The organism is Kitasatospora sp. NPDC092286 (assembly GCF_044755565.1).
Taxonomy (GTDB): domain Bacteria; phylum Actinomycetota; class Actinomycetes; order Streptomycetales; family Streptomycetaceae; genus Kitasatospora.
In genome coordinates this window covers 41,826-65,300 of sequence record NZ_JBIVRD010000023.1, presented here as the reverse complement: position 1 = coordinate 65,300, position 23,475 = coordinate 41,826, and the positions used below count along the sequence as shown (strand labels likewise).

General features: G+C 72.6%; 20 protein-coding genes. 11 read left to right on the top strand and 9 right to left on the bottom strand.

Translation table 11 applies throughout. The features are described from left to right. Positions 1–267 precede the first annotated feature (267 nt). From ACIQIB_RS23195 to ACIQIB_RS23185, 3 genes are all read left to right on the top strand, one after another. The gene (locus ACIQIB_RS23195; RefSeq protein WP_363608353.1) at positions 268–1,320 is read left to right on the top strand and encodes an AI-2E family transporter; all 1,053 of its coding nucleotides are present in this window, start codon (positions 268–270) and stop codon (positions 1,318–1,320) included. 204 nt (positions 1,321–1,524) lie between these two features. Further along, on the top strand, positions 1,525–2,079 hold the full coding sequence (locus ACIQIB_RS23190) for a hypothetical protein (RefSeq protein ID WP_363608351.1): 555 nt from the start codon (positions 1,525–1,527) through the stop codon (positions 2,077–2,079). A gap of 83 nt (positions 2,080–2,162) precedes the next feature. Beyond that, entirely contained in the window at positions 2,163–2,717 is a 555-nt protein-coding gene (locus ACIQIB_RS23185) for a hypothetical protein (RefSeq protein ID WP_400760230.1), read from the top strand. 224 nt (positions 2,718–2,941) lie between these two features. Here the strand turns inward: ACIQIB_RS23185 and ACIQIB_RS23180 are convergent, their stop codons facing one another. From ACIQIB_RS23180 to ACIQIB_RS23165, 4 genes are all read right to left on the bottom strand, one after another. Next, positions 2,942–3,115 (bottom strand): CsbD family protein, encoded by a 174-nt coding sequence (locus ACIQIB_RS23180; RefSeq protein WP_363608347.1) that lies wholly within the window; start codon positions 3,113–3,115, stop codon positions 2,942–2,944. Between the two features lie 307 nt (positions 3,116–3,422). Next, positions 3,423–3,896: an SRPBCC family protein gene (locus ACIQIB_RS23175; RefSeq protein ID WP_400760228.1), complete on the bottom strand. Its 474-nt coding sequence runs from the start codon at positions 3,894–3,896 to the stop codon at positions 3,423–3,425. Positions 3,897–3,960: 64 nt separating this feature from the next. Beyond that, a complete protein-coding gene (locus ACIQIB_RS23170) occupies positions 3,961–5,598 on the bottom strand; it encodes a phytoene desaturase family protein (protein ID WP_400760225.1) in 1,638 nt (545 codons plus the stop codon). Between the two features lie 123 nt (positions 5,599–5,721). Next, complete coding sequence (locus ACIQIB_RS23165) at positions 5,722–5,988, bottom strand: hypothetical protein (RefSeq protein ID WP_400650866.1); 267 nt, start codon at positions 5,986–5,988, stop codon at positions 5,722–5,724. A gap of 222 nt (positions 5,989–6,210) precedes the next feature. Here ACIQIB_RS23165 and ACIQIB_RS23160 point away from each other — a divergent pair, with 222 nt between their 5' ends. Both ACIQIB_RS23160 and ACIQIB_RS23155 read left to right on the top strand, forming a co-directional pair. Further along, positions 6,211–10,224, top strand: coding sequence for an AAA domain-containing protein (locus ACIQIB_RS23160; RefSeq protein WP_400760223.1), 4,014 nt, complete (start codon positions 6,211–6,213; stop codon positions 10,222–10,224). Between the two features lie 81 nt (positions 10,225–10,305). Then, a complete protein-coding gene (locus ACIQIB_RS23155) occupies positions 10,306–10,779 on the top strand; it encodes a GNAT family N-acetyltransferase (RefSeq protein ID WP_363608337.1) in 474 nt (157 codons plus the stop codon). 294 nt (positions 10,780–11,073) lie between these two features. Here ACIQIB_RS23155 and ACIQIB_RS23150 read toward each other — a convergent pair whose 3' ends face one another. Further along, positions 11,074–12,390, bottom strand: a complete 1,317-nt coding sequence (locus ACIQIB_RS23150; protein WP_400760221.1) for a tetratricopeptide repeat protein — start codon at positions 12,388–12,390, stop codon at positions 11,074–11,076. Positions 12,391–12,608: 218 nt separating this feature from the next. Here ACIQIB_RS23150 and ACIQIB_RS23145 point away from each other — a divergent pair, with 218 nt between their 5' ends. The 5 genes from ACIQIB_RS23145 to ACIQIB_RS23125 all read left to right on the top strand — a co-directional run bounded on the left by ACIQIB_RS23145 (position 12,609) and on the right by ACIQIB_RS23125 (position 18,385). Next, positions 12,609–13,028 carry a hypothetical protein gene (locus tag ACIQIB_RS23145; RefSeq protein ID WP_400760219.1) on the top strand — a complete coding sequence of 140 codons (420 nt, stop codon included), beginning with the start codon at positions 12,609–12,611 and terminating at the stop codon, positions 13,026–13,028. Next, positions 12,956–13,267 (top strand): hypothetical protein, encoded by a 312-nt coding sequence (locus ACIQIB_RS23140; RefSeq protein WP_400650881.1) that lies wholly within the window; start codon positions 12,956–12,958, stop codon positions 13,265–13,267. Before ACIQIB_RS23145 ends, ACIQIB_RS23140 begins: the two co-directional genes overlap by 73 nt. A gap of 472 nt (positions 13,268–13,739) precedes the next feature. Next, on the top strand, positions 13,740–14,471 hold the full coding sequence (locus ACIQIB_RS23135; protein ID WP_400650882.1) for a PIG-L deacetylase family protein: 732 nt from the start codon (positions 13,740–13,742) through the stop codon (positions 14,469–14,471). A 205-nt stretch (positions 14,472–14,676) separates the two neighbouring features. Continuing rightward, the gene (locus tag ACIQIB_RS23130; protein WP_400760217.1) at positions 14,677–17,466 is read left to right on the top strand and encodes an SdrD B-like domain-containing protein; all 2,790 of its coding nucleotides are present in this window, start codon (positions 14,677–14,679) and stop codon (positions 17,464–17,466) included. A 124-nt stretch (positions 17,467–17,590) separates the two neighbouring features. Beyond that, positions 17,591–18,385, top strand: coding sequence for a hypothetical protein (locus ACIQIB_RS23125; RefSeq protein WP_400650887.1), 795 nt, complete (start codon positions 17,591–17,593; stop codon positions 18,383–18,385). A 148-nt stretch (positions 18,386–18,533) separates the two neighbouring features. On the opposite strand, the gene ACIQIB_RS23120 is transcribed toward ACIQIB_RS23125, so the two are convergent. Beyond that, positions 18,534–19,880, bottom strand: a complete 1,347-nt coding sequence (locus ACIQIB_RS23120; RefSeq protein ID WP_363612517.1) for a right-handed parallel beta-helix repeat-containing protein — start codon at positions 19,878–19,880, stop codon at positions 18,534–18,536. A 70-nt stretch (positions 19,881–19,950) separates the two neighbouring features. Between ACIQIB_RS23120 and ACIQIB_RS23115 the strand changes: the two genes are divergently transcribed. Then, on the top strand, positions 19,951–21,165 hold the full coding sequence (locus ACIQIB_RS23115) for a Dyp-type peroxidase (protein WP_400760215.1): 1,215 nt from the start codon (positions 19,951–19,953) through the stop codon (positions 21,163–21,165). Positions 21,166–21,236: 71 nt separating this feature from the next. Here ACIQIB_RS23115 and ACIQIB_RS23110 read toward each other — a convergent pair whose 3' ends face one another. From ACIQIB_RS23110 to ACIQIB_RS23100, 3 genes are read right to left on the bottom strand one after another with little or no spacing between them, the layout of a single operon-like run. Further along, a complete protein-coding gene (locus ACIQIB_RS23110) occupies positions 21,237–21,425 on the bottom strand; it encodes a hypothetical protein (protein WP_363612521.1) in 189 nt (62 codons plus the stop codon). A 33-nt stretch (positions 21,426–21,458) separates the two neighbouring features. Continuing rightward, positions 21,459–22,196 carry an SRPBCC domain-containing protein gene (locus ACIQIB_RS23105; protein ID WP_363612523.1) on the bottom strand — a complete coding sequence of 246 codons (738 nt, stop codon included), beginning with the start codon at positions 22,194–22,196 and terminating at the stop codon, positions 21,459–21,461. Positions 22,197–22,226: 30 nt separating this feature from the next. Further along, a complete protein-coding gene (locus tag ACIQIB_RS23100) occupies positions 22,227–23,474 on the bottom strand; it encodes a cytochrome P450 (protein ID WP_363612525.1) in 1,248 nt (415 codons plus the stop codon). Position 23,475 lies beyond the last annotated feature (1 nt).

Below are 23,475 nucleotides of genomic sequence, written 5' to 3'. Positions count from 1 at the left end.
ACCACGTGGCGTGACCGGCCGTGGGCCTCGTGGTCCTGCCGGCCGCGGTCGCCACGCCGCCGTGGCCGCGACCGTTTCCGGCCCACCCGCCGGGGTAGCCGCACGGGACCGGACGAAACCCGGCCGACGTCAGGGAGGCCGCCCGTGCGAGTGAACGGCGTCAGACCGGCCCGGCGACCCCGCCCGCCCGGCAGCCGCCGGACCAGGGTGAACCCGCCCCGGGTCCGCCCCCCGGCGTCCCGGGACCGCGTGCCCTCCGGGGACCGCGTGCCCTCCGGGCTGCGGACCGCCGCCGGGTACACCTGGCGGCTGGTCCTGCTGGGCGTGGCCGCCTATCTGGCCGTCTCCGTCCTCACCCAGCTCGAACTGCCGGTCATCGCCGTGTTCCTGGCGCTGGTCATCACCTCCGTCCTGCGGCCGCTCGTCGACCTGCTGGCGCGGACGCTGCCCCGCCCGCTCGCCGTCCTGCTGGCCGTCGTCTGCGCCCTCGTGGTCGTGGCCGGCGTTCTCACCCTGGTGGGGACGACCGTCGCCGGTGACTGGAGCCGACTGGGCACCGAACTGCGCGGCGGCCTCGGCCGGATCGACCACTGGCTCACCGGTGCCCCCTTCCACCTGCGGCCCGGCACCGTCACCGGCCTGCGGGCCAAGATCGGCGAGTTCGTCGCCGCCCACCGCTCCGCGCTGCTCAGCACCGCGCTCAGCGGCGCGAGCCGGGCCGTCGAACTGCTCACCGGGCTGGCGCTCGCGGTGTTCTGCTCGGTGTTCTTCCTCCACTCCGGCGACCGGATGTGGTGCTGGGCGCAGCACCAGCTCCCCGCCCGGGCGCGTCCGGTGTGGGGCCGGGCGGGGCGCGCCGCGTGGCACACCTTCGCCGGTTACACCCGAGGGGTGCTGATCGTGGCGGCGACCAACGCGATGCTGGTCGGTATCGCCCTGGCCGTGCTGCGGGTGCCGCTCGTACTGCCGCTGACGGTGCTGGAGTTCGTCGCGGCGCTCGTCCCGCTGATCGGCTCCCCCATCGCGCTGGCCGTCGCCGCGCTGGTCGCCCTGGCCGCCCGTGGTCCGCTGGTCGCGCTGCTGGTGCTCGGGCTGATCGTGGTCATCGGCCAGATCGAGGGCCATCTGCTGCACCCGCTGGTCATGAGCTGGTCGGTCCGGATCCACCCGGTCGCGGTGGCCCTGTCCGTGACCGGCGGCGCCGTCCTGGCCGGCCTCCTGGGCGCGGTGGTGGCGGTGCCGGTGGTGTCGGTGGCCTGGGCGGTGATCGGCGAGCTCCGGGACCACGGGCCGCCGACCCGACCGGCGCCCTCGGGCTGATGGCGCTCCACGAAGTCGAGCGATTCGAGCGAACCGCTGCCGGGCGCCGGCCCCACGACGGCCGGAGACGTACGCCCTCAGCGGGGGCCGGTCTTCGGAGGCCGCCAGGTGGCGAAAGTTCGGCCCGGTTTGTCCGCGTTTCGGATCAGCAGTCAAGGGAAGGCGCGGTCTTGGGGGTTCAGTGGGCTACAAGCGGAGGACCCAATGTCAACAGGAACCCTCATCATCATCGGTGTCGTCGTGGTCCTGCTGATCGTGTGCGCGCTGGTGGCGTGGTTCGTCACACGCCGCCGCCACTTGCGGGAGCGGTTCGGGCCGGAGTACGACCGGACCGCGGAGGCGAAGGACGGCCGTCTGGCGGCCGACCGCGAGCTGCGCGAACGCGAGGCACGCCACGACGCGCTGAACATCAAGCCGCTGCCACCAGGCGTCCGGGAGCGGTACGCCGAGGACTGGGCCCGGGTGCAGGAACGGTTCGTCGATCGGCCCGACGACGCGGTGCACGAGGCGGACCGGCTCGTCACCACGCTCATGAGCGAACGCGGATACCCGACCGAGGGGTACGAACAGCAGCTCAAGGACCTCTCCGTCGAACACGGGAACGTGCTGACGCACTTCCGGTCCGCCCACGAGGTCAACGACCGCAGCAGCCGCCACCAGGCGACCACGGAAGAGCTGCGGGGCGCGATGGTGCACTACCGCACCCTGTTCGAGGAACTGCTCCACAACGGCGACCGGCCGCGGGACAGCCGTACGTGAGCCCTGGACCGGCGAGTTGAGCCGGCAGGGCGCACCCGTCGGCGGCCGCAGCCGACCGTAACTGCCGAAACGGAAGTGAAGAGATGCGCAGCCAAGAGACACCCGAGCCGGGCGAGGGCGGCCTGTCCACGCAGGACCTGGCCGGCGCCCGACAGGACACCGACGAACAGAGCGGTACTTCCTGGGCGGATTCGCCACCGGCGTTCCCCGGGGAAGCCACCGCCACCGAGCGGGAGAGCCGCGGGCAGGAGTCCACGGCCGAAGACCGGGCCGAAGACCGGGAGAAAGCCGAAGACCGGGAGAAAGAAGACCGGGAGAAAGGTGACGCCCAGGCATCCGAGCCCGCCGAAGACCAGGAAGCCGCCGACGAGAGCGAACCCCTGTTGGGGGCGGAGCAGGAGGAGTTCCGCTCACGGTGGCAGAAGATCCAGAGCGATTTCGTCGACGACCCGCGCAACGCCGTACACGCGGCCGACACACTGGTCGCCGAAGCGATGCAGGCACTCGCCACCACCTTCGCCGCACACAAGCAGGACCTCGAAGGCCAATGGCACCGCGGCGACGAGGTGCCGACCGAAGAACTGCGCATCGCGCTCCGGCGCTACCGCTCGTTCTTCAACCGCCTGCTCAGCACCTGAGCAACGCGGCAGAAGACACACGCCCCCGTGGCCCCTGGAGAAGACCAGATCGTCGTTGGCCGGGGTCGCGGGGTCGTGCCGGTCGTAACGCAGGTGACGACCTGTCAGTGCGGCCATCGGATCGGCGGCGGACATGCTGGACGTGGGGCGGCGCGCCAGGGTGTCCGATACGCCGGGCCGCGGCCGCGCGAGAATACAGGCCGAGCGCCGCCGCGGCCGGACGGTCAGTGCTTGAAGGCGTCCTTGATCTTGGCGCCTGCCTGTTTGATGTTGCCCTTGATCTGGTCGCCGCGGCCCTCTGCCTCGAGCTTGCGGTCACCGGTCGCGCGACCGGCGGTCTTCTTCGCGCCGCCCTTGACCGCTTCGGCCTTGTGGGCGGCCTTCTTCCCGATAGCCATGGCTGGTTGCCTTTCGTGAGTTATGGCCCCGATCGCGGGCCCGCCACTCCTTCCACGATAACGCCGGGGGTCTCCTGGGTCGCCCTGATGCACGGGTACGTCGGACCTGAAGGTCGACTTCCCGGCGTGAAGAACGATCAGGGTGGGCAACAAGCGGCCTGGCGCCCCGAACTACCTTTTGGCTGCCAAGACTTGTCCGGCCGACCACTGCTTCACGCCGTGCCGTTGTCGCGGAGAAGGCCTGTCAGCGAACGACGCTGTGTCGTCATCGGCGCCGCCCCGTCATCGGTGACAGAGGCGATCGCGCTCACCAATGGTGCGGGGCGGAGCCCGAGGCCGTGTCCTGATGCTGTTCCCCGACCGCTACCCGGGCCAGGTTGCCGAGCAACCGGCGGTTGCGCAGGTGGAGCAGCAGTTCGCTGGCCGGTCCCTGGAGCCGCGCGCCGGCACCGGTCAGGGGGTGCTCGTCGAGGAGGACCAGGGTGTTGTCTCCCCAGGGGATGAGGGTGAGGGCGATGCGGGCGGCGCCGAACGGGTGGGCCTTCGCCTCGAGTTCCAGGCGGGTGCCGGGCTCGCAGATCCTCACCACGGTCATGTCGTGGATGTTGAACGGTCCGAGGCCGGCCTGGTAGCGCAGGACGGCACCGACAGCGGGCCAGCACGGGTCGACATGGCCGATGTGCTGGGTGCCGACGACCCACTGGGCGTAGCTGTGGCCGTCCGCCAGGACGGCCCACACCTGCTGCGGTGGGCACTCGATGAATTGCTGGCGCCGTGCCATGCGGTTCCTCCTCCGTGTTCCCCGCCACGCGGTCTGCTGCCCGGCGGGGCCGGTGCGGTGATCGTCAGATGTGTTTCTCGCGTGGGCCCGACAGCAGCCGTTGGGCGGCGGCCAGGCCGGGTGAGAGGATGCGGCCGGCCAGAAGCCGGTGCGAGCGCAGGGCCGCGCGGGCGGCGTTGGCTCCGCAGGCGCCGTGGACGCCGCCGCCCGGGTGCGCGGAGGAGGAAGCCAGGTAGAGCCCGGTGACGGGTGTCTCGGGCCGGCCGGTGCCCGGCACGGGGCGGAAGACGAGTTGCTGGTGCAGGGCGGTGGTGCCGCCGTTGATGGCACCGCCGACCAGGCTGGGATTGAGGGACTGCAGGATCGGCGGGGTGAGGATGCGCCGGGCGACGATCCTGTCCTTGAAGCCCGGCGCGAAGCGTTCCACCTGGTCCTCGACGCGCTCCGCCATGGCGTGTGCCTCGCGGGTGTCCCAGCGTCCGGTGATGGCGTCGGGGCCCAGATCGTCCTTGATCGTCTGCGGGACGTGGGTGTAGGCCCAGGCCGATTCGGTTCCGGCCGGGGAGCGGGCGGGGTCGGCGGTGGTCATCTGCCCCAGGAGGGCGAACGGGCGGCGCGGGAGCCGCCCGGTGGTCAGCTGCAGGGCGTAGTCGCTGAGCTCGTCCAGGTCGGCGCCCAGGTGCACGGTTCCCGCGTCCGCCGCCGCTGGTGCGGCCCAGGGGATCGCGCCGTCCAGAGCCCAGTCGACCTTGAGGGTGGAGAAATCCCACTGGAAGCGGCGCAGGTCCTCCGCCGTCCGGGGCGGCAGGTGCTCCCACCCCACGAGTGAACCGTAGAGGGCGGGGGCGGGCACGTCCGCGAGGACCGCGCGATGGGCCCGGTACGCCCGGCCGTCGACGGTACGCACTCCCAGCGCGCGGCCGCCGCGCACGATCACCTCCACGACCGGGGCCCCGCAGTGCACCCTGCCGCCCAGGGACTCCAGGCGGCGCACCAGCGCGCCCGTCAGGGCGGAGGCGCCGCCCACCGGGACGGGCCAGCCGACCTGCTGTCCGAGCATCGCCATCAGCCAGCCGAAGGCCGCGCTGCCGACGCCCTCGGGCAGCATGTCGGCGTGCAGCGCGCACCCGGCGAGCAGCAGACCGGCACCCGGTTGGGTGAACTCCTCCTGCGCCAGGCGGCGCACCGGCAGGGTCAGGAAGCGCAACGCCCGCAGACCGCCCGCCGCCCGTATCCGGGCCGCCGTCGCCGCACCGGCCTTGACCGGCGGAAAAGGAGTGAAGAGCGTCCGCAGGAGGTGGGGGTCCAGCTCGTCCCACAGCTGCGAGAGCCGCTGCCACGCCCCGGCGTCCGCCCCGCCGAACGTGCTCTCCAGGCCTGCGCAGGTCGCGGCGGCGCCCCGGTGCAGCGTGGCGCAGCGCCCGTCGGGCAGGGGGTGGGCCAGGACGGTGGGTGCGTGGCTCCAGCGCAGACCGTGCTTCTCCAGGTCCAGTGCTCCGATGGCGGGCGAGGCCATGGCGAGCGGGTAGAAGGAGCTGAACACGTCGTGGACATAGCCGGGGTGGACGCCCCGGTCGCTACGGACCGCCCCGCCGGGCTCCGCCTGGCCTTCCAGGACATCGACCTGCCAGCCGGCGTCCGCCAGGACGTTGGCGGCCACCAGCCCGTTGGGGCCCGCGCCGATCACGATGGCATCGGACATGAGTCTCCTCGCGCTGCCGGGCTCCCCAGGACAAGACGCTACCCGCGCCAGTGCGGCGCGGCCCGCCGGAGGATCCGGGGCAACGCCCGGTGACACACGCTGCCGATCAGGCCTCCTCCTCCATTACGGCGCCGGCGGCGTCGCGCTGCCGTACTCCTCCAGCACGTCGAGCACCTCCGGCAGTGCCAGTTCCATGGCCTCGTTGCCCGGGCCTGTGGCCCACGCGTACCGGAACCCGCCGTCGTGCCAGAAGACCACCCGCACCGTCCGCTCGAACAGCGACATCATCAGACTCTCGTCCGCCTCCCGCGTGACGTTCCACCCGAACATACGGGCCGTGGCGTCCAGGTAGAACGCGTCGTGACTCAAGGGGATGTCGCGGTCGGCCATGGTCTCGATGCTCGCCTCCCCGCCGCGGGCACGCCACCCGACAGCGGGCGAGGGCTGATCCACCGATCGGGCGCAGTCCCGGCCCTGCCGTGTGCGCACCGCGCCCCGCCAGGCACCCGTGCAACCCACTCCGCTCACCCGGACCTGGTCGGGTAGATTCTGCGGACAGCTGATCAGCACAGAAAGCGGCCGTGCGCCGCACGTTCGACACGGGGGCAGTGGGTGCGGACCGCACATGGGGAGGGCCGGCGCCAGGAGGCTCTGCTGGAATGCTGGCGGGCCGTCGAGCTGTTCAGCCCGCCGACCATCCCGGCGGCGAGCCGGCGCCGCGCGGGCCGGGCCGGCACCGCGGACAAGCACGTCGTGGATCTGACGCCGACGGCGGGCCAGGCACTGCCGCCGCTGCCGTGGGCGCCGGACCATCCGGTGACGGCCGCAGACCGGGCGCCGTACGGGAAGGTGTGGCGCCACGAGGTGTACGGCGGGGTCTTCGACCTGGAGCTGTTGCGCCAGGCGATGATCGCGGTGCTGCCCGAGGGCACCGACCCGGATCCGGGGGTGCCGCAGGAGGAGCTGGTGCTGTCCGGTCAGAGCGCGATGTTCGCGCTCGTCCTGGACGACCAGGGGCGCCCGATCGAGGACACGTCCGTGGTCTCCGCGTGCGGCTGGGCGGCGGGGCGGCTGTTCGACCCGGGCCCGTCCGTTCCCGGGTGGCTGGACGGCTTCGAGGAACTGAGCGAGGCGTTCGCCGTGGCGGTCGGCGAGCTGACCGCTGCCGCGAACCCGTACGCCACTTCCCCCCGATCGCCCGGATCCACGGTCCGGGAAGCGGTCCGGCGGCCCGATGGGACGGCGGCACCGGAACCCGTGGCCGGTACTCGCGGCTGGCAGCAGCTGCTCGCCGAAATTCTGGGCGGCGCCGCGGTGGCCGCGGTCGGCGCGCTGTTCGGCGAGATCGCCGGCGTCGCGTTGCAGGGTGCGACGGAGCCCCTGGTACGTCGCGCCGCCGACTGGGCTGCGGCCCGCCACTCCGCTCGCGGCACCGTGGAGGAGGGCCGCGCGGCCGAAGCCGACAGCGGCCCGGACGCCGCCTCCGAGGCATCGCCCACCGACCCGGCGGACGTGGCTGCGGTGCCCGGCCGCGAGGCCGATGCCGGTCCGCGCCCGGTCGCGTTCGCCGACCTGGTGGCCCTGACCGCGCAGATCGCCGACCTGTGCGGTGTCCAGGAGCACCTGCGGCCGAGGGTCGTCCGGGTGCGCAGCCTGCTGGTTCACCGCCCGCGCGATCCGAGGACCAAGGTCACCGCCGCCCAGCCGTTCCTCAACAGCCTGCTTCCGCCGGACCTCGCCCGGGTGCGCGCGGCCGCCGGCGAGGGCCTCGGCCCGGCCCTGGACGCCTACCTGACCGAGCACGGCGCCATCGACACCGGCGCGAGGACGGATGTCCGGCAGGACCGCGAGGTCGTCCTGGCCGGTGTCGCTCCGGACCTGGTGCCGGCCGGCCGGTGGCCGGCACCGGCGCGGTTCCCCCTCGCGCTGAGCCAGCAGTTCGCGGTCGACCGCATGCTGGCCGACCGGGCGGGCACCGACGGCGGGCTGTTCTCGGTCAACGGCCCGCCGGGAACGGGCAAGACGACGATGCTGCGCGATCTGGTCGCCGCACTCGTGGTCGAACGGGCCGCGGCGATGGCCGACTTCGACCGGCCCGCACAGGCGTTCACCGGCCGCCCGTGGCAGGGCAAGGACCGCCAGGGCGCTCACGCGCGCTTCGTCTCCGGGCTCGACCCGCGGCTGACCGGCTTCGAGATCGTGGTCACCTCGTCCAACAACGGCGCGGTGGAGAACATCACCGCCGAACTCCCCGGCCTCGACGCGCTCGACGAACACTGGCACGACGACCCGGACCACTTTGCCGACCTCGCCTCCGCGCTCCTCGGGGGCGCGCCCGCGTGGGGGCTCGTCGCGGCCGTACTCGGCAACAAGGCCAACCGCAGGGAGTTCGGGGAGCGCTTCTGGTGGGGGCGGCTGCCCGAGAAGGAGGCCGACGCCCGCACCGCCGCGGGGCTCCCCGCGCTGCGCGGCATGCAGGCCCTCCTGAGTGACTGGATCCCGCCCCGCACCCCGGCCCCGGCCCGCGGCCGGGCCGAGGGATCCGCCGGCCCGAGCACCGCCCCACCGGCCGGTCCGGCCCGGCCGGTGCCGTCCTGGACGCAGGCCGTCGCCGACTTCCGCGCCGCGCAGGCCGAGGTCGAGCGCCTGCGCGAGCAACGCCGCCGACTGGCCGCCAGGTTGGAGGGCGTCGAGTCACCGCGGGCCGGACAGCGGATCGAGACACTGCGAGTCGACGTCCACCGCGCCGACGAGCGGGCGGTCGCCGCCGCGGCCCGCCTCGACACCGCCACCGCGGCGACCGCCACCGCCCAAACCGCCACCCGGGCAGCCGAGACGGCACACCGGCTGGCCGGCGAAGGCGTTCCCCAGGCCCGCCGGCAGCTGGCCACCGCCCGCGCGGACCTGTCGGCCGCCCGCGAACTGGCCGCACACCACCGGCAGTACGTGGACGCGCTGACCGCCCGTCACGAGGCGCCCCCGACCACCGAACGGGGCGTGCGCGGCGGACTGCGCCGCCTGCTGCAGACCTCCGCCGACCGGCAGGCCGCCGAACAGCACCGCGACCGCACCCAGGCCGAGATCCTGCACCTGCTCGTCCAGCAGCGCACCGACCTGGACAGCGCCATGGCGCAGGTCGCCGCCGCCGTACGCACCGAGGCCCTGGCCGCCGACCTCCACGCCCGCAGCGGCGGCGCGGTGGCCGAGGCCGCCTCCGCCGTCGCCGCCGCCCAGGCCCGCGAGGACGCGGCCCGCGCCGAGGAGGACGCGGCCGACGACGCACTCCGGCGCGCCCGGCACGCGACGGCCACCGCCCGACGCGACCTCGACTCCGCCGTCGCCGAACTCGACGCCCTCCACCACCAGTTGCGGGAGGCCGCCGGTACGCTGCCCGCCCTGCCGCTCGGCTGGCTCCACCTCGACGAGCGCGACCAGGAACTCGGCTCACCCTGGTCCGACGAAGCCTGGTCCACCGCCCGCAGCGACCTGTTCCTGCGCGCCCTCGACCTGCACCGCGCCCTCGTCGCGGGCACCGCCAAGAAGGTCCGCGGCAACCTCCAGGTCCTGATGGAGCTGATGGCCGGCACCAACGGCCCCGTCCCCGACGAGGAGGTCCAGCACGCCTGGCAGACCCTCTTCCTCCTCGTGCCGGTGGTCTCCACCACCTTCTCCTCCATCGGCAGCATGTTCGCCCGCCTCGGACAGGGCTCGGTCGGCTGGGTCCTCGTCGACGAGGCCGGCCAGGCCACCCCGCAGGCCGCCGTGGGCGCCCTGTGGCGGGCCCGCCGCGCCGTCCTGGTCGGCGACCCTCTCCAGCTCGAACCCGTCGTCACCATGCCCACCAGCCTCCAGCGCCGCCTGCTGCGCGCCTACGGAGTGGACGAGGAGTGGCTGCCCTCCGCCACCTCCGCGCAGGCCGTCGCCGACCGTGTCAACCGCTACGGCACCTACCTGCCCTCCCCCGGCGGTGACGACGAGTACGTCTGGGTCGGCTCGCCCCTGCGTGTCCACCGCCGCTGCGAAGAACCGATGTTCACCGTCAGCAACGAGGTCGCGTACGGCGGCCTCATGGTCTACGGCACCCACCCCAGGCCCTTCCCCGACACCGCCCGCGACGGCCTGCTGCCCAGCCGCTGGCTCAACACCGACGACCCCAACCGCCCACCCGACGCCCCCTGGGGCGAACGCGACCGCCGCGCCTTCACCTTCGTCCTCGACCGCCTCCACCAGCACGGCGTCGACCTCGAACGCCTGCGCATCATCGCCCCGTTCCGCGCCCTCGTCGACGAGTGCAGGAAGATCTGCCGCGAGCGCACCGGCTGGAGCCCTGATCTCCTCGACGAACGCTGCGCCACCGTCCACAAGGCCCAGGGCAAGGAGGCCGACGTGGTCATCCTCGTACTCGGCGGAGGCCGGCCCGGCGCCCGCGCGTGGGCCGCCGGCACCCCGCACCTGCTCAACGTCGCCGCCAGTCGCGCCAAGCGCCGCCTCTACGTCATCGGCGAACGAAGCCTCTGGGCCCCGCTCCCCCACTTCGACGTCCTGGCCGCCGAGGCCGAGGAGTTCGACCACCGCCGCGACCGCGACGCGTGGCCGCAGGGGGAAGCGGAGGCGGCGTGCTCCTGAGCGCCGCCGTCCTGCCCGCCGGATCCGCCTCCTCCTCACCACCGACCCCGACCCCGACACCCGTGCGAAGGAGACCAGTCGATGACCGCCACCACCGCCCGTCCGGCCCGGCCCGAGGACGCCGACGAACTGCTGCGCCTGCGCGTCGCCGTCCTGGACGGCGCCCAGCCCACCGACGAGTGGCGCTCGACCTTCCGTGACGACATGCGCGCCCGCCTCGGCAGCGACCCGAACCTGCTCGCCTACGTCGTCCCCACCGACGGCGGGCTCGCGGCGTGCGCCATCGGCATCATCTACCGCGGCTACCTCGGCCCGGCCTTTCCCACCGGCCGCTGGGGCCGGATCCACACGGTGGCCACGGACCCCGCGCACCGGCGGCGCGGCCACGCCCGCGCCGTCACCACCGCCCTGGTCGAGGCGCTCCAGGACGCCGGCTGCGGCTCGATCGAGCTGCGCGCCACCGAGGCCGGCGCCCCGCTCTACCGCGACCTCGGCTTCGGGCCCGTGGACGGCTACATGACGCTGCGTCCCGGCCCTGACGGGTGGGTGCGCTGACCAGACAGTCGGGACCCGGGTCTGCGAGGAGTGCGGATCCGAGGTCGAGACGGTGCCGTACTTCACCGCCCCGCCAGGAGACGCGGCCACGTTCTTCGAAGACCGACCCGTTCAGCACCACGAGCACACTGCCCTTGGCGGCCCTACCCAGCGGTGTGAACCTCGGCCTACCATCGGTTGTCGCAACGGCTGGATATCTGTAGGGCAAGGAAGTCAGTGACCCCCTTCGTCTGCACTTCCGCTGCCTGCGAGTGGCCCGTACCGCTCGGTCAGGTCCTCTGCCGTGTGTCTTCTCTATTCGAGGGCTGACGCTCGTTCGTCCAGTTCCTCGACGCCGGGGACGTCACGCAGCCGGTACAGGCGGGCTCGCATGTCGTGGATGGCGTCCCGCACCTTGATGGAGCGGATGCCGTCCGCGCAGTCGAGGAAGTCGTTCCAGGAGGCGAGGGCGCCGTCCACGTCGTCCTGGCGGAGCCGGACGGTGCCGAGGTCGGCCAGGACGATGGCGCGGGTGCGCCGACGGTCGAGGCCGTGGATGTCGAGCGCGTGGTGCAGGTGGTCCTGTGCGCTCGTGAAGTCACCGAGCTGAGCCAGGATCATGCCGGCCTCGTGGGCCCACCGGCCGATGCTGTAGTGCGAGGCCCACGAGTCGCCGGGGGCGCCGGTGGCGCGTTCGATGGACGTCTGCGAGGTGGTGAGGGATCGGGTGGCGGTCGGCCGGTCGCCGTCCAGGGCTGCGGCGTTGGCCAAGGTGGCCTGGTAGTACGCCACCGCGCGGGGGTCGTCCAGGTTCTTGGCCTGGTTGACGCAGTCCTCGGCCATCCGCACGGCGGTCGCGCGGAAGCCGAGGTCGATGGCCTGGACTGCCAGGCCACGCAGGGCGGTGGCGGCGAGTTCGGCGTCGCCGGCCTCGGAGGCCAGCCGGAAGGAGTGCGCGTAGTACTGCTGGGCGGCGTCCTGGTTGCCCTCGTCCTGGGCCATCCAGCCGGCCAGGTGGACGAGTTGGGCGGTCACGGCGAACAATTCGCGGCCGACGGCTTCGGTCCACGTGCCGTCCAGCCACTTGGAGACGTCCTCGTGGAGGTAGCGGACGGCGAGGTGGCGGGCATGTCCGCCGCCGAGTTCGGCCGCCGCGTCGCCGAGGGACTTGGTCATCTGGCGGACGGCCGCGACTTCGCCCCGGCCGACCTGGACTTTCCCTCCGGCCTTCAGGCGGACACGGCGGAGAAGGCTCTCCGGATCGGGCAGCCCCAGGGCCGCTAGCGCGTACGCACTGGAGGCGGCCACGAATCCCCGGCGATCCACCACGTCCCTCCGGCTCAGCTCGATGACGGAATCCACGGTATCGCCCGACACCGGATCTTCCGGACCGGTTGGCGAACTGCCGCCCGGATCTGGTGGCCGCAGGTCCAGAACCTCGATCAGGTACGGCAGCCAGTACTTCGGGACACGTCCACCGAGTTCCCACCGCGACACCTGATCACGCCCCGGCCCGTCGGCCCCCTTGCCCTCGGCCTTGCCGAGTTCCCGGCCGAGCCGGGGCTGCGACCAGCCCTTCTTCTTCCTGGCATCTCTGATCAGCGTCCCGATCGGTGCGGTATCCGCTGACACGGCACCCCTCTCCCCGGCCGACAGTGGCCGACAACTGGCCGACGACTGGCCTACACCCTGGCAGCTTCTGCTGCTGCGTGCACGGCCGTTGACTGAGAGTCAGCCACTCGCGGTCGGCGAGGACGTTCATTCCCCTCCCCGAACCGCCCACGCGCACGGGCTCGACCGGCCCGTGCGGCGGCCCGAGCCCTACCCCATCGAGGTTCAGGAGACACGCCGTGCGCATCCTCGTCGACGGACTGGACATGTCGGGCAAGACCACCCTGGTCACCACTCTGATCAAGACCCTCGAAGCCCGGGAAGTCACCGCGGTGCGGCATCGCGGGATGCTCGCCGAGCACCACCCCGTCGAGCCGCTGCTCAAGCGGCTCCCCTTGGTCCGGCAGGCCGAGAGCAGTGCCATCACGGCTGCGTTCCTGGTCGGAGGGTACGCGCTCGACGGGCTCCTGGTCCGCGTCGACCCGCCCCGGCCTGCCGACGCCGTGATCATCCAGGACGGCTACGCGGACCGAGCCATCGCCTTCGGCCTGGCGGGCGGCCCCTACCTCACGGCCACGCTCGCGCTGTGGGCCAGCAGGGTGTTCGCCACGTTCGACGTGGCCGTCTACCTGCCCCGCCGCCCCGCAAGTTCCACCTGATCTACCGGATCCACGTCACCCCCGAGGTCCGTGCCCAGCTCGCCACCCAGGAGTTCGACGAACTCCCCGACGGCAGCCACGAGGTCGGCACCATCGAGTGGCACGACTACCGCAAGGTGGACGGCCTGCCGCTCTTCCCGCCGATCGGCAAGCAGATCGCCGAACTCGACAGCCCCACCGCCACGGTGCACAGGTTCGAACTGGAGCCGATCACGGACCAGAACTACACCTGGATCTGACCCCGGGCACCCCTCAGCATCCGGCGCCGACCGCGAACCCCAGGGGGTTCACTCTTTCGAGTGAACTCCCTGGGAAGCGTTCGACCAGGACTCGACCGGCCAGGACTGACGGAACGTCGTCCAGGAACGCCTGAAAGCGACTTGGATGAATCGCCGGGCGTGCGTTCACATGATGACGATGCGCCCCCAGCGCTGTCCCTACACACGGTTACCACGCCGGCGCTTGGAGCGCGCCGATTGCTCACGCAACACCGACAGAACGAGTGCCCATCGGGCGTGGAATCGCGCGTCCCCACAGGGCCCAGTGCTCATCGAGGCGCGGACCCCACATCCGACCGGCACCACCACAGCACCGACACCGCACCGGACCAACCGCGTGAACCGTCCCACCACGACCAGGGCAGCAGCAGCCGGTGAAGCCCCCCTTGCCGCTCCGCCGACCGTTCCCGGCGCACCGATGATGGAGATTCGCATGCCGCCACTGCCCTCGCTGCTCGCCGTGGTCGGGCACCCGGACGACGAGTCGCTCCTCGTCGGCGGGGTGCTCGCCCAGCACGCCGCTTCCGGAGCACGGACAGCGGTCGTCACCGTCACCTGGGCGCCGGGCACCCACCGCGCCGCCGAACTCGCCGAGGCCCTCCGGATCCTGGGCGCGGGCGAGCCGCGGATGCTCGGCTACGCCGACCACCGTGCCCCGGACTCCGCCCCCGGGCGGCCGCGGCTGTGCGAGGCACCTCTCGATCGCGTGGTGGAGGACATCGTGCGCCACATCCGCGAGGTGAGGCCCGAGATCGTGCTCACCCACGACGCCTACGGGCAGCTGACAGGCCATCCGGACCACCGGCAGACCCACCGCGCCACCCTGCTGGCCGCGGCCGCCGCAGGGCTCGAACACCTCTACCCGGGTGCCGGGGCGCCCTGGCGGCCCGGCACCGTGCACATGGCCACCCATCCCCACTCGGCGGTCGCGGACCTCGGCCCGCTGCTGACGCGGGTCGGCAAGTCCGTGCTCAGCGTCCCGGACGCCCTGGCCGACGTGACACGCGACGTCCGCCCCTGGCTGGGGCAGAAGTGGGCCGCGATCACGGCACACCGGAGCCAGGTCGACGGCGAGCGTCCTCTTCCCGGCGTCCTGTCCCGCCTGCCCGACGACGTCCGGCACCGAATCCTCGCGACCGAGCACTTCATCCGCCTGTCGACCTGACCACGGGATCCCCGGCCCGGGCGGCTCGCTCGCGGAAGGCCGGGGCCGGGCACCGAAGCGAATTGACCTGACGTCAAAATTGCCATTCTGTCACATGCTTGCTTACACCCTCTTTAAACTTCCGTTAAGAAGGCGGATCACCGCCGCTCTATGGACTCCTTCACGAGGTCGGGGCACCAGCCCCTTCTCCACGATGAGAGCAGGAATGACACCTAGAAGTGAACAGACGAACGGCGCCGCGCACGGACCGGGCCGGCGGTGGTCGGGTCTGCCCGGCCGCCGCACCATAGCCCGCTCCGCGGCCCTCGCCGTGGGAATCGCCAGTTGCTCACTGGCGGTGGCACCGGCGGCGTATCCGCAGGCGGACGACGGATCGGTGACGGTCCGGGTGGTGCGGGCCGTGGACGCGACCGGCGTGTGGAGCCCGGCCCTGGAACCGGGCATCGGCGGCGTCACGGTGACACTCACCAACGACGACGGCGTCGGGATCACCGGGGTGACGGCCGCCGACGGCACGCTCACCCTGGCACCCGGTACGGCCCGGACGGCCAGCGGCAAGTACCGGGTCCAGGTCGTGAACCCGAAGCCGGGCGTGCTGTTCCCGGCGTTCGCGTCGCGGCAGGGCCTGGACGGCGCGCCGAACCAGCTGAGCAGCAACGAGGAGTTCGTCGACCTCGGCGGCGGCAAGCACGTGGCGTACACCACGGGGCTGTGGAGCCCCGGCGACTACTGCCAGAAGAACGCGCCGCTGGTCACGGCGTGCCAGCCCGCGAGCAATGAACCGCAGTCCCAGCGAACGCTGGTGACGTTCCCGTACAACGCGCGCGGACTCAACACGGACACGACCGACCTGGCCACGAACGCCGAGACCGGCACCCTCTACGGAATCGGGTGGAGCAAGCCCGGGAAGCGGCTGTTCAGCTCGGCGCTGGCCAAGCGGGACACGACGTACGGCCCCGGCGGCGCCGGCGCGATCTACGTCACCGACATGACGAACAAGACCACGTCGCTGTTCACCACCGTCCCGGACTCCGGAGCGTCGGCGCACGGCGCCGGCACCGCCGACGACGCCTTCCTCTCCGCGACGGGCAAGGAGAGCCTGGGCGACCTGGAGATCTCCGAGGACGGCCGCGACCTCTTCGTCGTCAACCTCAACAACCGCAAGCTGTACCACTACAACGCCACCCTGCCGACCGCGGCGGCTCCCGAGTCCGTCCACGCCATCCCGGACCCGGGCTGTCCCGCGCCGGGAGACTGGCGTCCGTTCGGCCTGGGCCTGCAGGACGGCGTCGGCTACGTCGGCGGTGTCTGTTCGGGCGAGTCGACCGGGAAGGTCTCGGACCTGCGCGCGGTGGTCCTGCCGTTCGACCCGGCGACGGGGACCTTCGGCAAGGCGGTGCTGGAGCAGCCCCTGGACTACCCGCGCCTGTCCACGCTCGGTGGGGCCGGTCCCTGTGCCGGGTCGGGCTGGTTCCCCTGGACGGACACGTACCCCACCCAGCAGAACGGCCAGGCGTGCGGCGGGTCCATGTCCAACCCCGAGCCGGAGCTGGCCGATATCGCCTTCGAGACCGACGGCTCCATGCTGCTGGCGTTCCGCGACCGGTTCGCCGACCAGTCGACGGCGTATGCGCGGCCCGGGGACACCTCGACCTACCGGGTGATCGTGGCCGGCGGCGACCTGAACAAGGCGTGCCTGGCCGGCGGCGTGTACGTGATGGACACGAACACCGGCTGCGGGCTGACGCCGCGCGGCACCAGGCTCTTCAACGTGTCCAGCATGGGGGGTATCCACGCGAACTCGGCCTACGCCGGCCTGGCGCTGTCGAAGGTGGAGGACTACATCGCGACCTCCGGTGTGGACCCCAATGACACGGCGTACGGCGCCGGCACGATGTTCACCAAGCGCGACGGAACGCGGGAGCGCGGTTCCGGCCTGCGCCTGAACCCGGGCAACGCCGCCTTCGGGAAGGGCGCCTCGATGGGCGACCTGGAGGTGCTCTGCGACCAGGCACCGTTGCAGATCGGCAACCGGGTCTGGTACGACCCCGAGCGCAAGGGCGTCCAGAGCCCGGGCCAGCGCCCGGTCCCCGGTGCCACCGTCAACCTCTACGACGAGTCGGGGAAACTCGTCGGCACGACGAAGACAACACCGCGCGGTGAGTACTACTTCGACGACTCGGACGTGCCCGGCGGTCTGAAGCCGAAGACGAAGTACACCATCCGGCTCGACAACCCGGCCGACTACGCCAAGGACGGCCCGCTGTACCAGTGGGTGCCCACCGACGCGGACGTCGGCGACAACCACTTCGTCGACTCCAAGGGCATCGTCCCGGCCGGCGGGAAGTTCCCGGAACGGGCGCTGACCACCGGCGGACCGGGCGAGAACGACCACACCTTCGACTTCGGGTTCCGTCAGCAGGAGGGCGCGCTGCGCCTGGTCAAGAACGACCAGGACGGCAAACCGCTGGCGGGGGCGAAGTTCCAGCTGTGGAAGGAGACGAACGGCACCGACGGCTTGCAGACCACCGGGGCGAAGCCCGACACGCCGGTCGGTGAGCCCTGCACGACCGGGCCCGACGGCATCTGTCAGGGCACCGGCGTACCGGGGACGTACTACTGGCAGGAGGTCAGCCCGCCCGAGGGCTACGCCGCTCCGGACGTTACGGTGCTCGGCCCGCTGGTGCTGAACGCCGGGAACCTCGACGCCGGACTCTCCACGACCGCGGTCAACCGGCTGCTGGCCACCCCCACACCCACCCCGTCGGCAACGCCGACACCCACACCGGCGCCACCGACGCCGGACACGCCCAGCGCACCGGCCGCGCCGAACCCGCCGAACGTGCCTGCCGCACCGGGCGCCGTGCCCGGCTCGCCCCTGGCGAGCACCGGCACGGGCCAGCTCATGCCGATGGCCCTGGCCGCCGCGATGTTGACGGCTCTCGGCGGGGCGCTGCTCGTGCTGGTCCGCAGGCGCAGGGCCCAGCACAGGTAGCATCCGGGCTCGGTGGCCGGCGCCCGGTGCGCCGGCTGCCGGCAGGAGTGGATCGGGCGGGTTCGCGGACCGGTGGTCCGCGAACCCGCCCTCGTGTTCGACCGACGTGAGAGAAGGCATCTGCATGGCCCGGAAGAAGACCAGCGGCCGTACGCCGCGTCGGACCTTCTGGTTCAGGACGCTGACAGCGGTCACGGTGTGCGCGGCCACGGCGGGTGGCCTGGCCGTCTACCAGAACGGCTCCGGGCCCACCACGAGCAGGGCGGTGACGTCCGACGAGGCGGCCCGCATCGCACTGTCCCGCCTGACCCTGTACCAGGCCAGTCCGGTCGCGGTGACCCTCACCGCCGCCGAGGGCGGCGGCGTGGTGATCCGGGTCGACGGGGTCGTGGACTACCGCAACCACCGGGCCGTGGGCAGCTACCAGGCGACCGGGGCCACCGGGCAGCTCGACCACGGTCTGATCGTGTGGGACAGCCGCGGTCTGGGGCTGGCACCGGAGCCGGAGGGCGCCGGCGGCCCGCCGTGGCAGCGGGCCGAGCACGTTCCCCGCCCGGGCTGGTCACCGCGCGCCTACACGACGGATCCCCTGGACGCCGGGCTCCAGTTGCTGATCCAGCTCGGCGCGGACCGGCCCGACAATCCGCTGCTGCTCGCGCAGTCCGGGCCGCGATGGCTGGGAACCGACCGGATCGACGGCCGGAACTACGACAGGTTCTCCGGACCGCGCTCCCGCGACGCCACGCACGGGGCGGGGCCGGACGGCGAGTTGTCGCCGCTGACGTACTGGATCGACGGCGACGGCGGTCTGCGGCGGGTGACGATGCGGATGCCGGGCCTGGGCACCCCGACGACCGTGGAGATCACCGGGCGTGACGACGGCGCGCGGCTGCCCGAGGCACCGTGGGCCGCGGGCTGACGCGACCACCCCGAAAGAGGCACCGCGATCGGTACCGAAAGCGGTACCGACGGGGCTCCCCGGCGGCCGAGCGGGCCTTCCGGCAGCTCGACTCGCCTTCCGGGGAGCCCCGTCGGCCGTGTCCCGGGCCTGAGCGCGCCGACCGGGCTCAGCTCGGCCGCGGCATGACGGTGGCGTCGGTCGGCAGGGGGTAGCGGTCCGGGTCGACCGGGCCGGGGAGGTCCGTCGCCGGTCGGCCGGGTTCCGCCGGGTCCGGCATCGACGGCTGGGCGGGCGGGACGGGCACGGAGTTGAAGGGCGTACCGGGCGGCGGCTGGACGGGCACGGACCGGCCAGCCGGGACGGCCTGCCGCGGTGTGACACCGCAACCGGCAAGGCCCTCCAGGCCGTTCGGGCTCTGGGTCGCGGGCGAGTTGCCGCTGAAGCAGTTGCCGGGGTCGGCCGCGGCCATCACCAGGTCGGCGCCGTTGGCCGTGACGCTGTTGCCTTCGATGCGGTTGCCGACGGCCGGGTGCCCCGGGAGGTCGGTGACGACGACCCCGGCCGCGCGGTTGCCCCGGACGAGGTTGCGCGCGATGTGGTTCTCCGTGCCGCCACCGATCCCGATGCCGATGCCGAAGCCCCCGTCGGCCTGCTCGGGCGAGTCCGCGGCGTTGTTGTCGGTGATCACGTTGCCGGCGATCACCGCGCCGTGCTGCGGGGCAAGTGCCTCCAGGTCGTTGGAGTTCACCGTCACCCCGACGCGGTTGCCGACGACGCGGTTGCCGAGCACCGTCAAGCCGTCCGAGGCGTTGGTGATCTCGATGCCGACCGCGTTGCGCTCCACCGTGTTGCCGCGCACCAGCGTGTCGCAGGGCTTGCACTGGCCGACGTAGATGCCGGAGTCGGCCCCTCCGGAGGCGTAGGAGTCCTCGATGACACCACTGCGCGCGTCGAAGGCGTAGATGCCGTAGAGCCCGTTGTTGTACGCCGTCACCCTGGAGGCCCGGAACCCCTGCACCGGCGGGAACCGGACGGTGTCCAGCGGGTCGTAGGCCGACCCGCCGGCGCCGCGGTACTGCAGCTTCTCGTCGGTGACGCCGGTGAACAGCACGCCGTTGGCGAGGTAGCCGTGGACGGTGAGGTTCTCCACCACCGAGCCGGCACCGGAGACGGTGATGCCGTTGGTGAGCCGCTGCCCTCCGTCGAAGACCACCGCGTTCCGGTCCGATCCGCGCACCACCACCCGCGGGACGGTGACCCGCACGCTCTCCCGGTACACGCCGGGGTGAACCAGCACCGTGTCCCCCTCACGAGCGATGTCCACCGCCTGCTGCACCGTGCGGAAGTCCTCCGGTACGCGAAGGACGTTCCCGGCCGGGTGCTGATCGGCGGACGGCTTCGAATCGGCCGACGAGCAACCCGTGGCCGCCGCCGCGACCGCGACGACCAGCGCCGTCAGGTACCGCGGCAGGTACCGCGGCGCCGGTGCCCGGGACACGGCAGGCCCGGGCACCGAACGATTCAACAGACCATGAGGAGGCAGGATTTGCATGACAGGTGTTCTATCGTCTCCAATATCGCCCATGCACACCGAACCGGGAAATGCGCAGGAGCCGGCACGAATCGCCGCAACCGGTTTGGACCGCCGGAGCCTCCTCACTGCCGGAGCGGTGCTGGCCGCCGGGATCGGCACGGCGGCGGAGGGGGTGGTGAGCAGCGTCCGGGCATCGCGCCGTGGCGCCGCTTCCAGCGCCGCCCCGCCACCCCCGGCGGCGATTTCCTTCCACGGCGCCCGGCAGGCCGGCCTGACTGCGCCTCAGTTACCCGTCACACAGCTGTTCTCCCTGGACCTCCCGCCGACCTCCGCCACCGCGGACCGGGAGACCCTGCGCACCGTCCTGGAGGCGCTGACCCGCACGCTCTCCACCGCTGCCGCCGGTACGCTGCCCGACCTGCGGCTGCGGACCGACGACCCGGCCCGGCTCACCTCCCTGGTCGGCGTCGGCCCCGCGCTCGCCTCCCGGCTCGGCCTGAACGTCCCGGGCGAGCTGGCCGACCTGCCGCCGTACCCCGGCGACCGCCTCGACCCGGCACGCGGCAACGGCGACGTGCTGGTCCAGCTGTGCGCCGCCGACCGCTGGACGCTGACCGTCGTCGCCGAGCTGGCCACCACCGCCGCGAGGGCCGCCGGCGCCGTCCCGCGCTGGACCCAGTCCGGTTTCCTGCCTCCCACGCCCCCGGGCACCACCGCGCGAAACCTGTTCGGGTTCAAGGACGGCACCGCCAACCCCGACGACGAGGCCGCCCGGCAATGGGTCTGGGGCCCGCCAGGAGCCCACGAGAACGGGACCATCCTGGTCTACCGCAGGATCCGCATGGATGTCGCCGGCTTCGCGGCACTCCCCGAGGACCGGCAGAACATGACGATCGGCCGCCGCTCCGGCGACGGCGTCCCGCTCACCGGCACCGCCGAGCACGACGAGCCGGACATCTACGCCAAACACCCGGACGGCTCCTACGTCATCCCCGCGACCTCCCACATCCGTCTCAGCAGCCCCCGCCTCGACAGGGGCGCCCGGATGCTCCGTCGCGGCTACAGCTACGACGACGGCCTGGACGACCGCGGCCTGCTGTTCTGCGCCTTCATGCGCGACCCCGCCCTCTTCACCCGCGTCCAGGAGCGCCTGGCCGCCCGCGACGCGCTGTCCCCCTTCGTCGAACACCAGGCGTCGGCCGTGGCCTACGTGCTGCCCGGGGCCGCGCCGGGCGGGACCCTCGGCGAACAGCTCTGGGCGTGAGCGAGGCCGGTGCCGTCCGTCCGGGAGTCGTTCCGGACGGACGGCACCGGCCTCGTCGGGTGTGAGGTGTGCTACCGGCGGCCGCGCGCCGGTGCGGAGTTGAGCTTGGAGCTGAGCGCCGACAGGAAGATCGGGAGCTTGTCCACCGCGGTCTTGGGGACGGGGGTGACCTGGACCGTGTCCCGCACCACGTCCTGCACGACGAGCTTGTACGTGCCACCCTCCTCGACGAGTTCGGCGGCGTAGAGCAGTGTTTCCACCAGTGGTCCTCCGGTTGTCTGTGGTACGAGGGGTCAGGAGCCGTTGAGCCAGGCGTTCCACGCCTTGGTGGCCTGCTGCTCGTCCGCTCCCTCGGCGAACAGGTGGTGGCCCAGCCAGATCGGCCAGTTCCAGGAGCTGCCGTTGAAGAACCGGTACAGCGCGTCCGGGCCGCGCAGCCCGATGAAGTCGGGGCTGAGCCAGTCCACGACCACCTCCTCCGGGCCGCTGTCCGGACCGGGGACGTGGAGTTCGAGCCGGTCGCCGACGGCCGCGTCGTCGGCGAGGCCGAGGCGTCGACGCAGGGCGGCGAAGTCGGCCGGGTCGGTGGTGGGTTCGGGGCGCTGGGCCTTGATGTAGACGGCGGGGCGGCCGCCGAAGTGCCGCAGGTACTCGGCGAGGCCGTGCTGGTAGAAGTGGACGTGCTTCTCGGCCGCGTCCGCCTTGGTGTCCCAGATCTCGTCCCAGACTCCCTCGTGCACCCAGTGGATTCCCATGCGCAGGTGGCTCGTTCCGCTGTCCACCGGCTCGATCCGGTAGCTGAGCGTGTTGGAGAATTCGTTGCCCAGGGTCGCCCGGACGGCGAAGTGGCTCGGTGGCTCCCACACCACGACCGTACTGTCGGACCGGGTGGCCTTTCCGCCGACGCGCGGCTCGACCTCCATGGGGTACAGCCAGCCGAGGTTGCCGGCGCCGGTGGCGACCGCGGCCCAGACCTGTTCGGGTGTCGCGGGCAGGTCCTGTTCCGTGCGGACCTCGAACTCTCGGGTCATGGTCGGTTCTCCTTCGTCATCGTTCAGGTGTCAGTAGGTGAGCGGGAGGGCGCTCAGCCGCCGTTGCAGCGGGTTGGGCCGCCATTCGAGGGCCGCGCCGTCGGCCAGCCTCAGCTGCGGAAGCCGACGGACCAGCGTGCTGACGGCCACCTCCGCCTGGAGCTTGGCCAGCGGGCCGCCGAGGCAGAAGTGCGGGCCGTTGCCGAAGCTGAGGTGCCGGTTGCCGGGGCGGGACAGGTCGAGCCGGTCGGGGTCCTCGAAGCGCTCGGGGTCGCGGTTGGTCGCGGCGAGGAACAGGTACACCAGCTCGCCCTCGCGCAGTGTCCGCCCGCCGATCTCGACGTCCTCCGCGACGACCCGGACGATCGCCTGGGTCGGCGTGTCGTAGCGGGCCAGTTCGTCCACGGCGGTGCGGATCAGCGCCGGGTCCTCGCGCAGCCGGGCCAGCTGGCCGGGGTGGCGCAGCAGGGCGAGCATGCCGTTGCCGACCAGGTGGGTGGTGGTCTCGTCGCCCGCGGTGATCAGGACGAAGCAGGTGGACAGCAGCTCGGAGTCGGTGAGCCGGTCGTCCTGCGCCTGCGTCGCGACCAGGGCGCTGATCAAGTCGTCGCCCGGGTCGGCCCGGCGTCGGCGGACAAGTCGGGCGAGGTACTCCTCGTACTGCGCGATCGCCGCCTCGGACTTGTCGATGTCCTCGCTCATCCGGCCGAAGCGGCGGAACCAGGTCTTGACCTGCGGGCGGTCCTCGGGCGGGATGCCGAAGAGCTCGCAGACGACGGACAGCGGCAGCGGGGAGGCGACCGCCTCGATCAGGTCCATGGCCGGCCCGGCCGCGAGCGCCTCGTCGACGAGCCGGTCGACGATCCGCTGGATGCCGTCGCGCAGGGCTTCGACGCGCCGGGCGGTGAACGCGCGGTTGGCGAGCTTGCGCAGCCGGGCGTGGTCCGGCGGGTCGGTGTTGGTCATCACCCGGCCGAGCCGGTCGGTGAGCCGGCTGAAGGCCTTCAGGTCGCCGCCGAGCGCGCCGTAGGCGCGGGTCATGCGGTCCCGGTCGTTGGACAGCCGCAGGTCGCCCAGGGCCGCCTCGACGTCGGCGTACCGGGTGAGGTGCCAGATGCCCTCGGCGCTGCGGTGGACCGGGCTCTCACGCCGCATGCGGGCATAGAACGGGTACGGGTCCCGGCGGGCCTCGGGCGTGCGCAGCGCCGCGGCGAGGTCACCGGGCCGGGCGAGGCCCGCGCTGCCGCGGGCCTCGTCCAGGGTGTCGGTGGAGGTCACG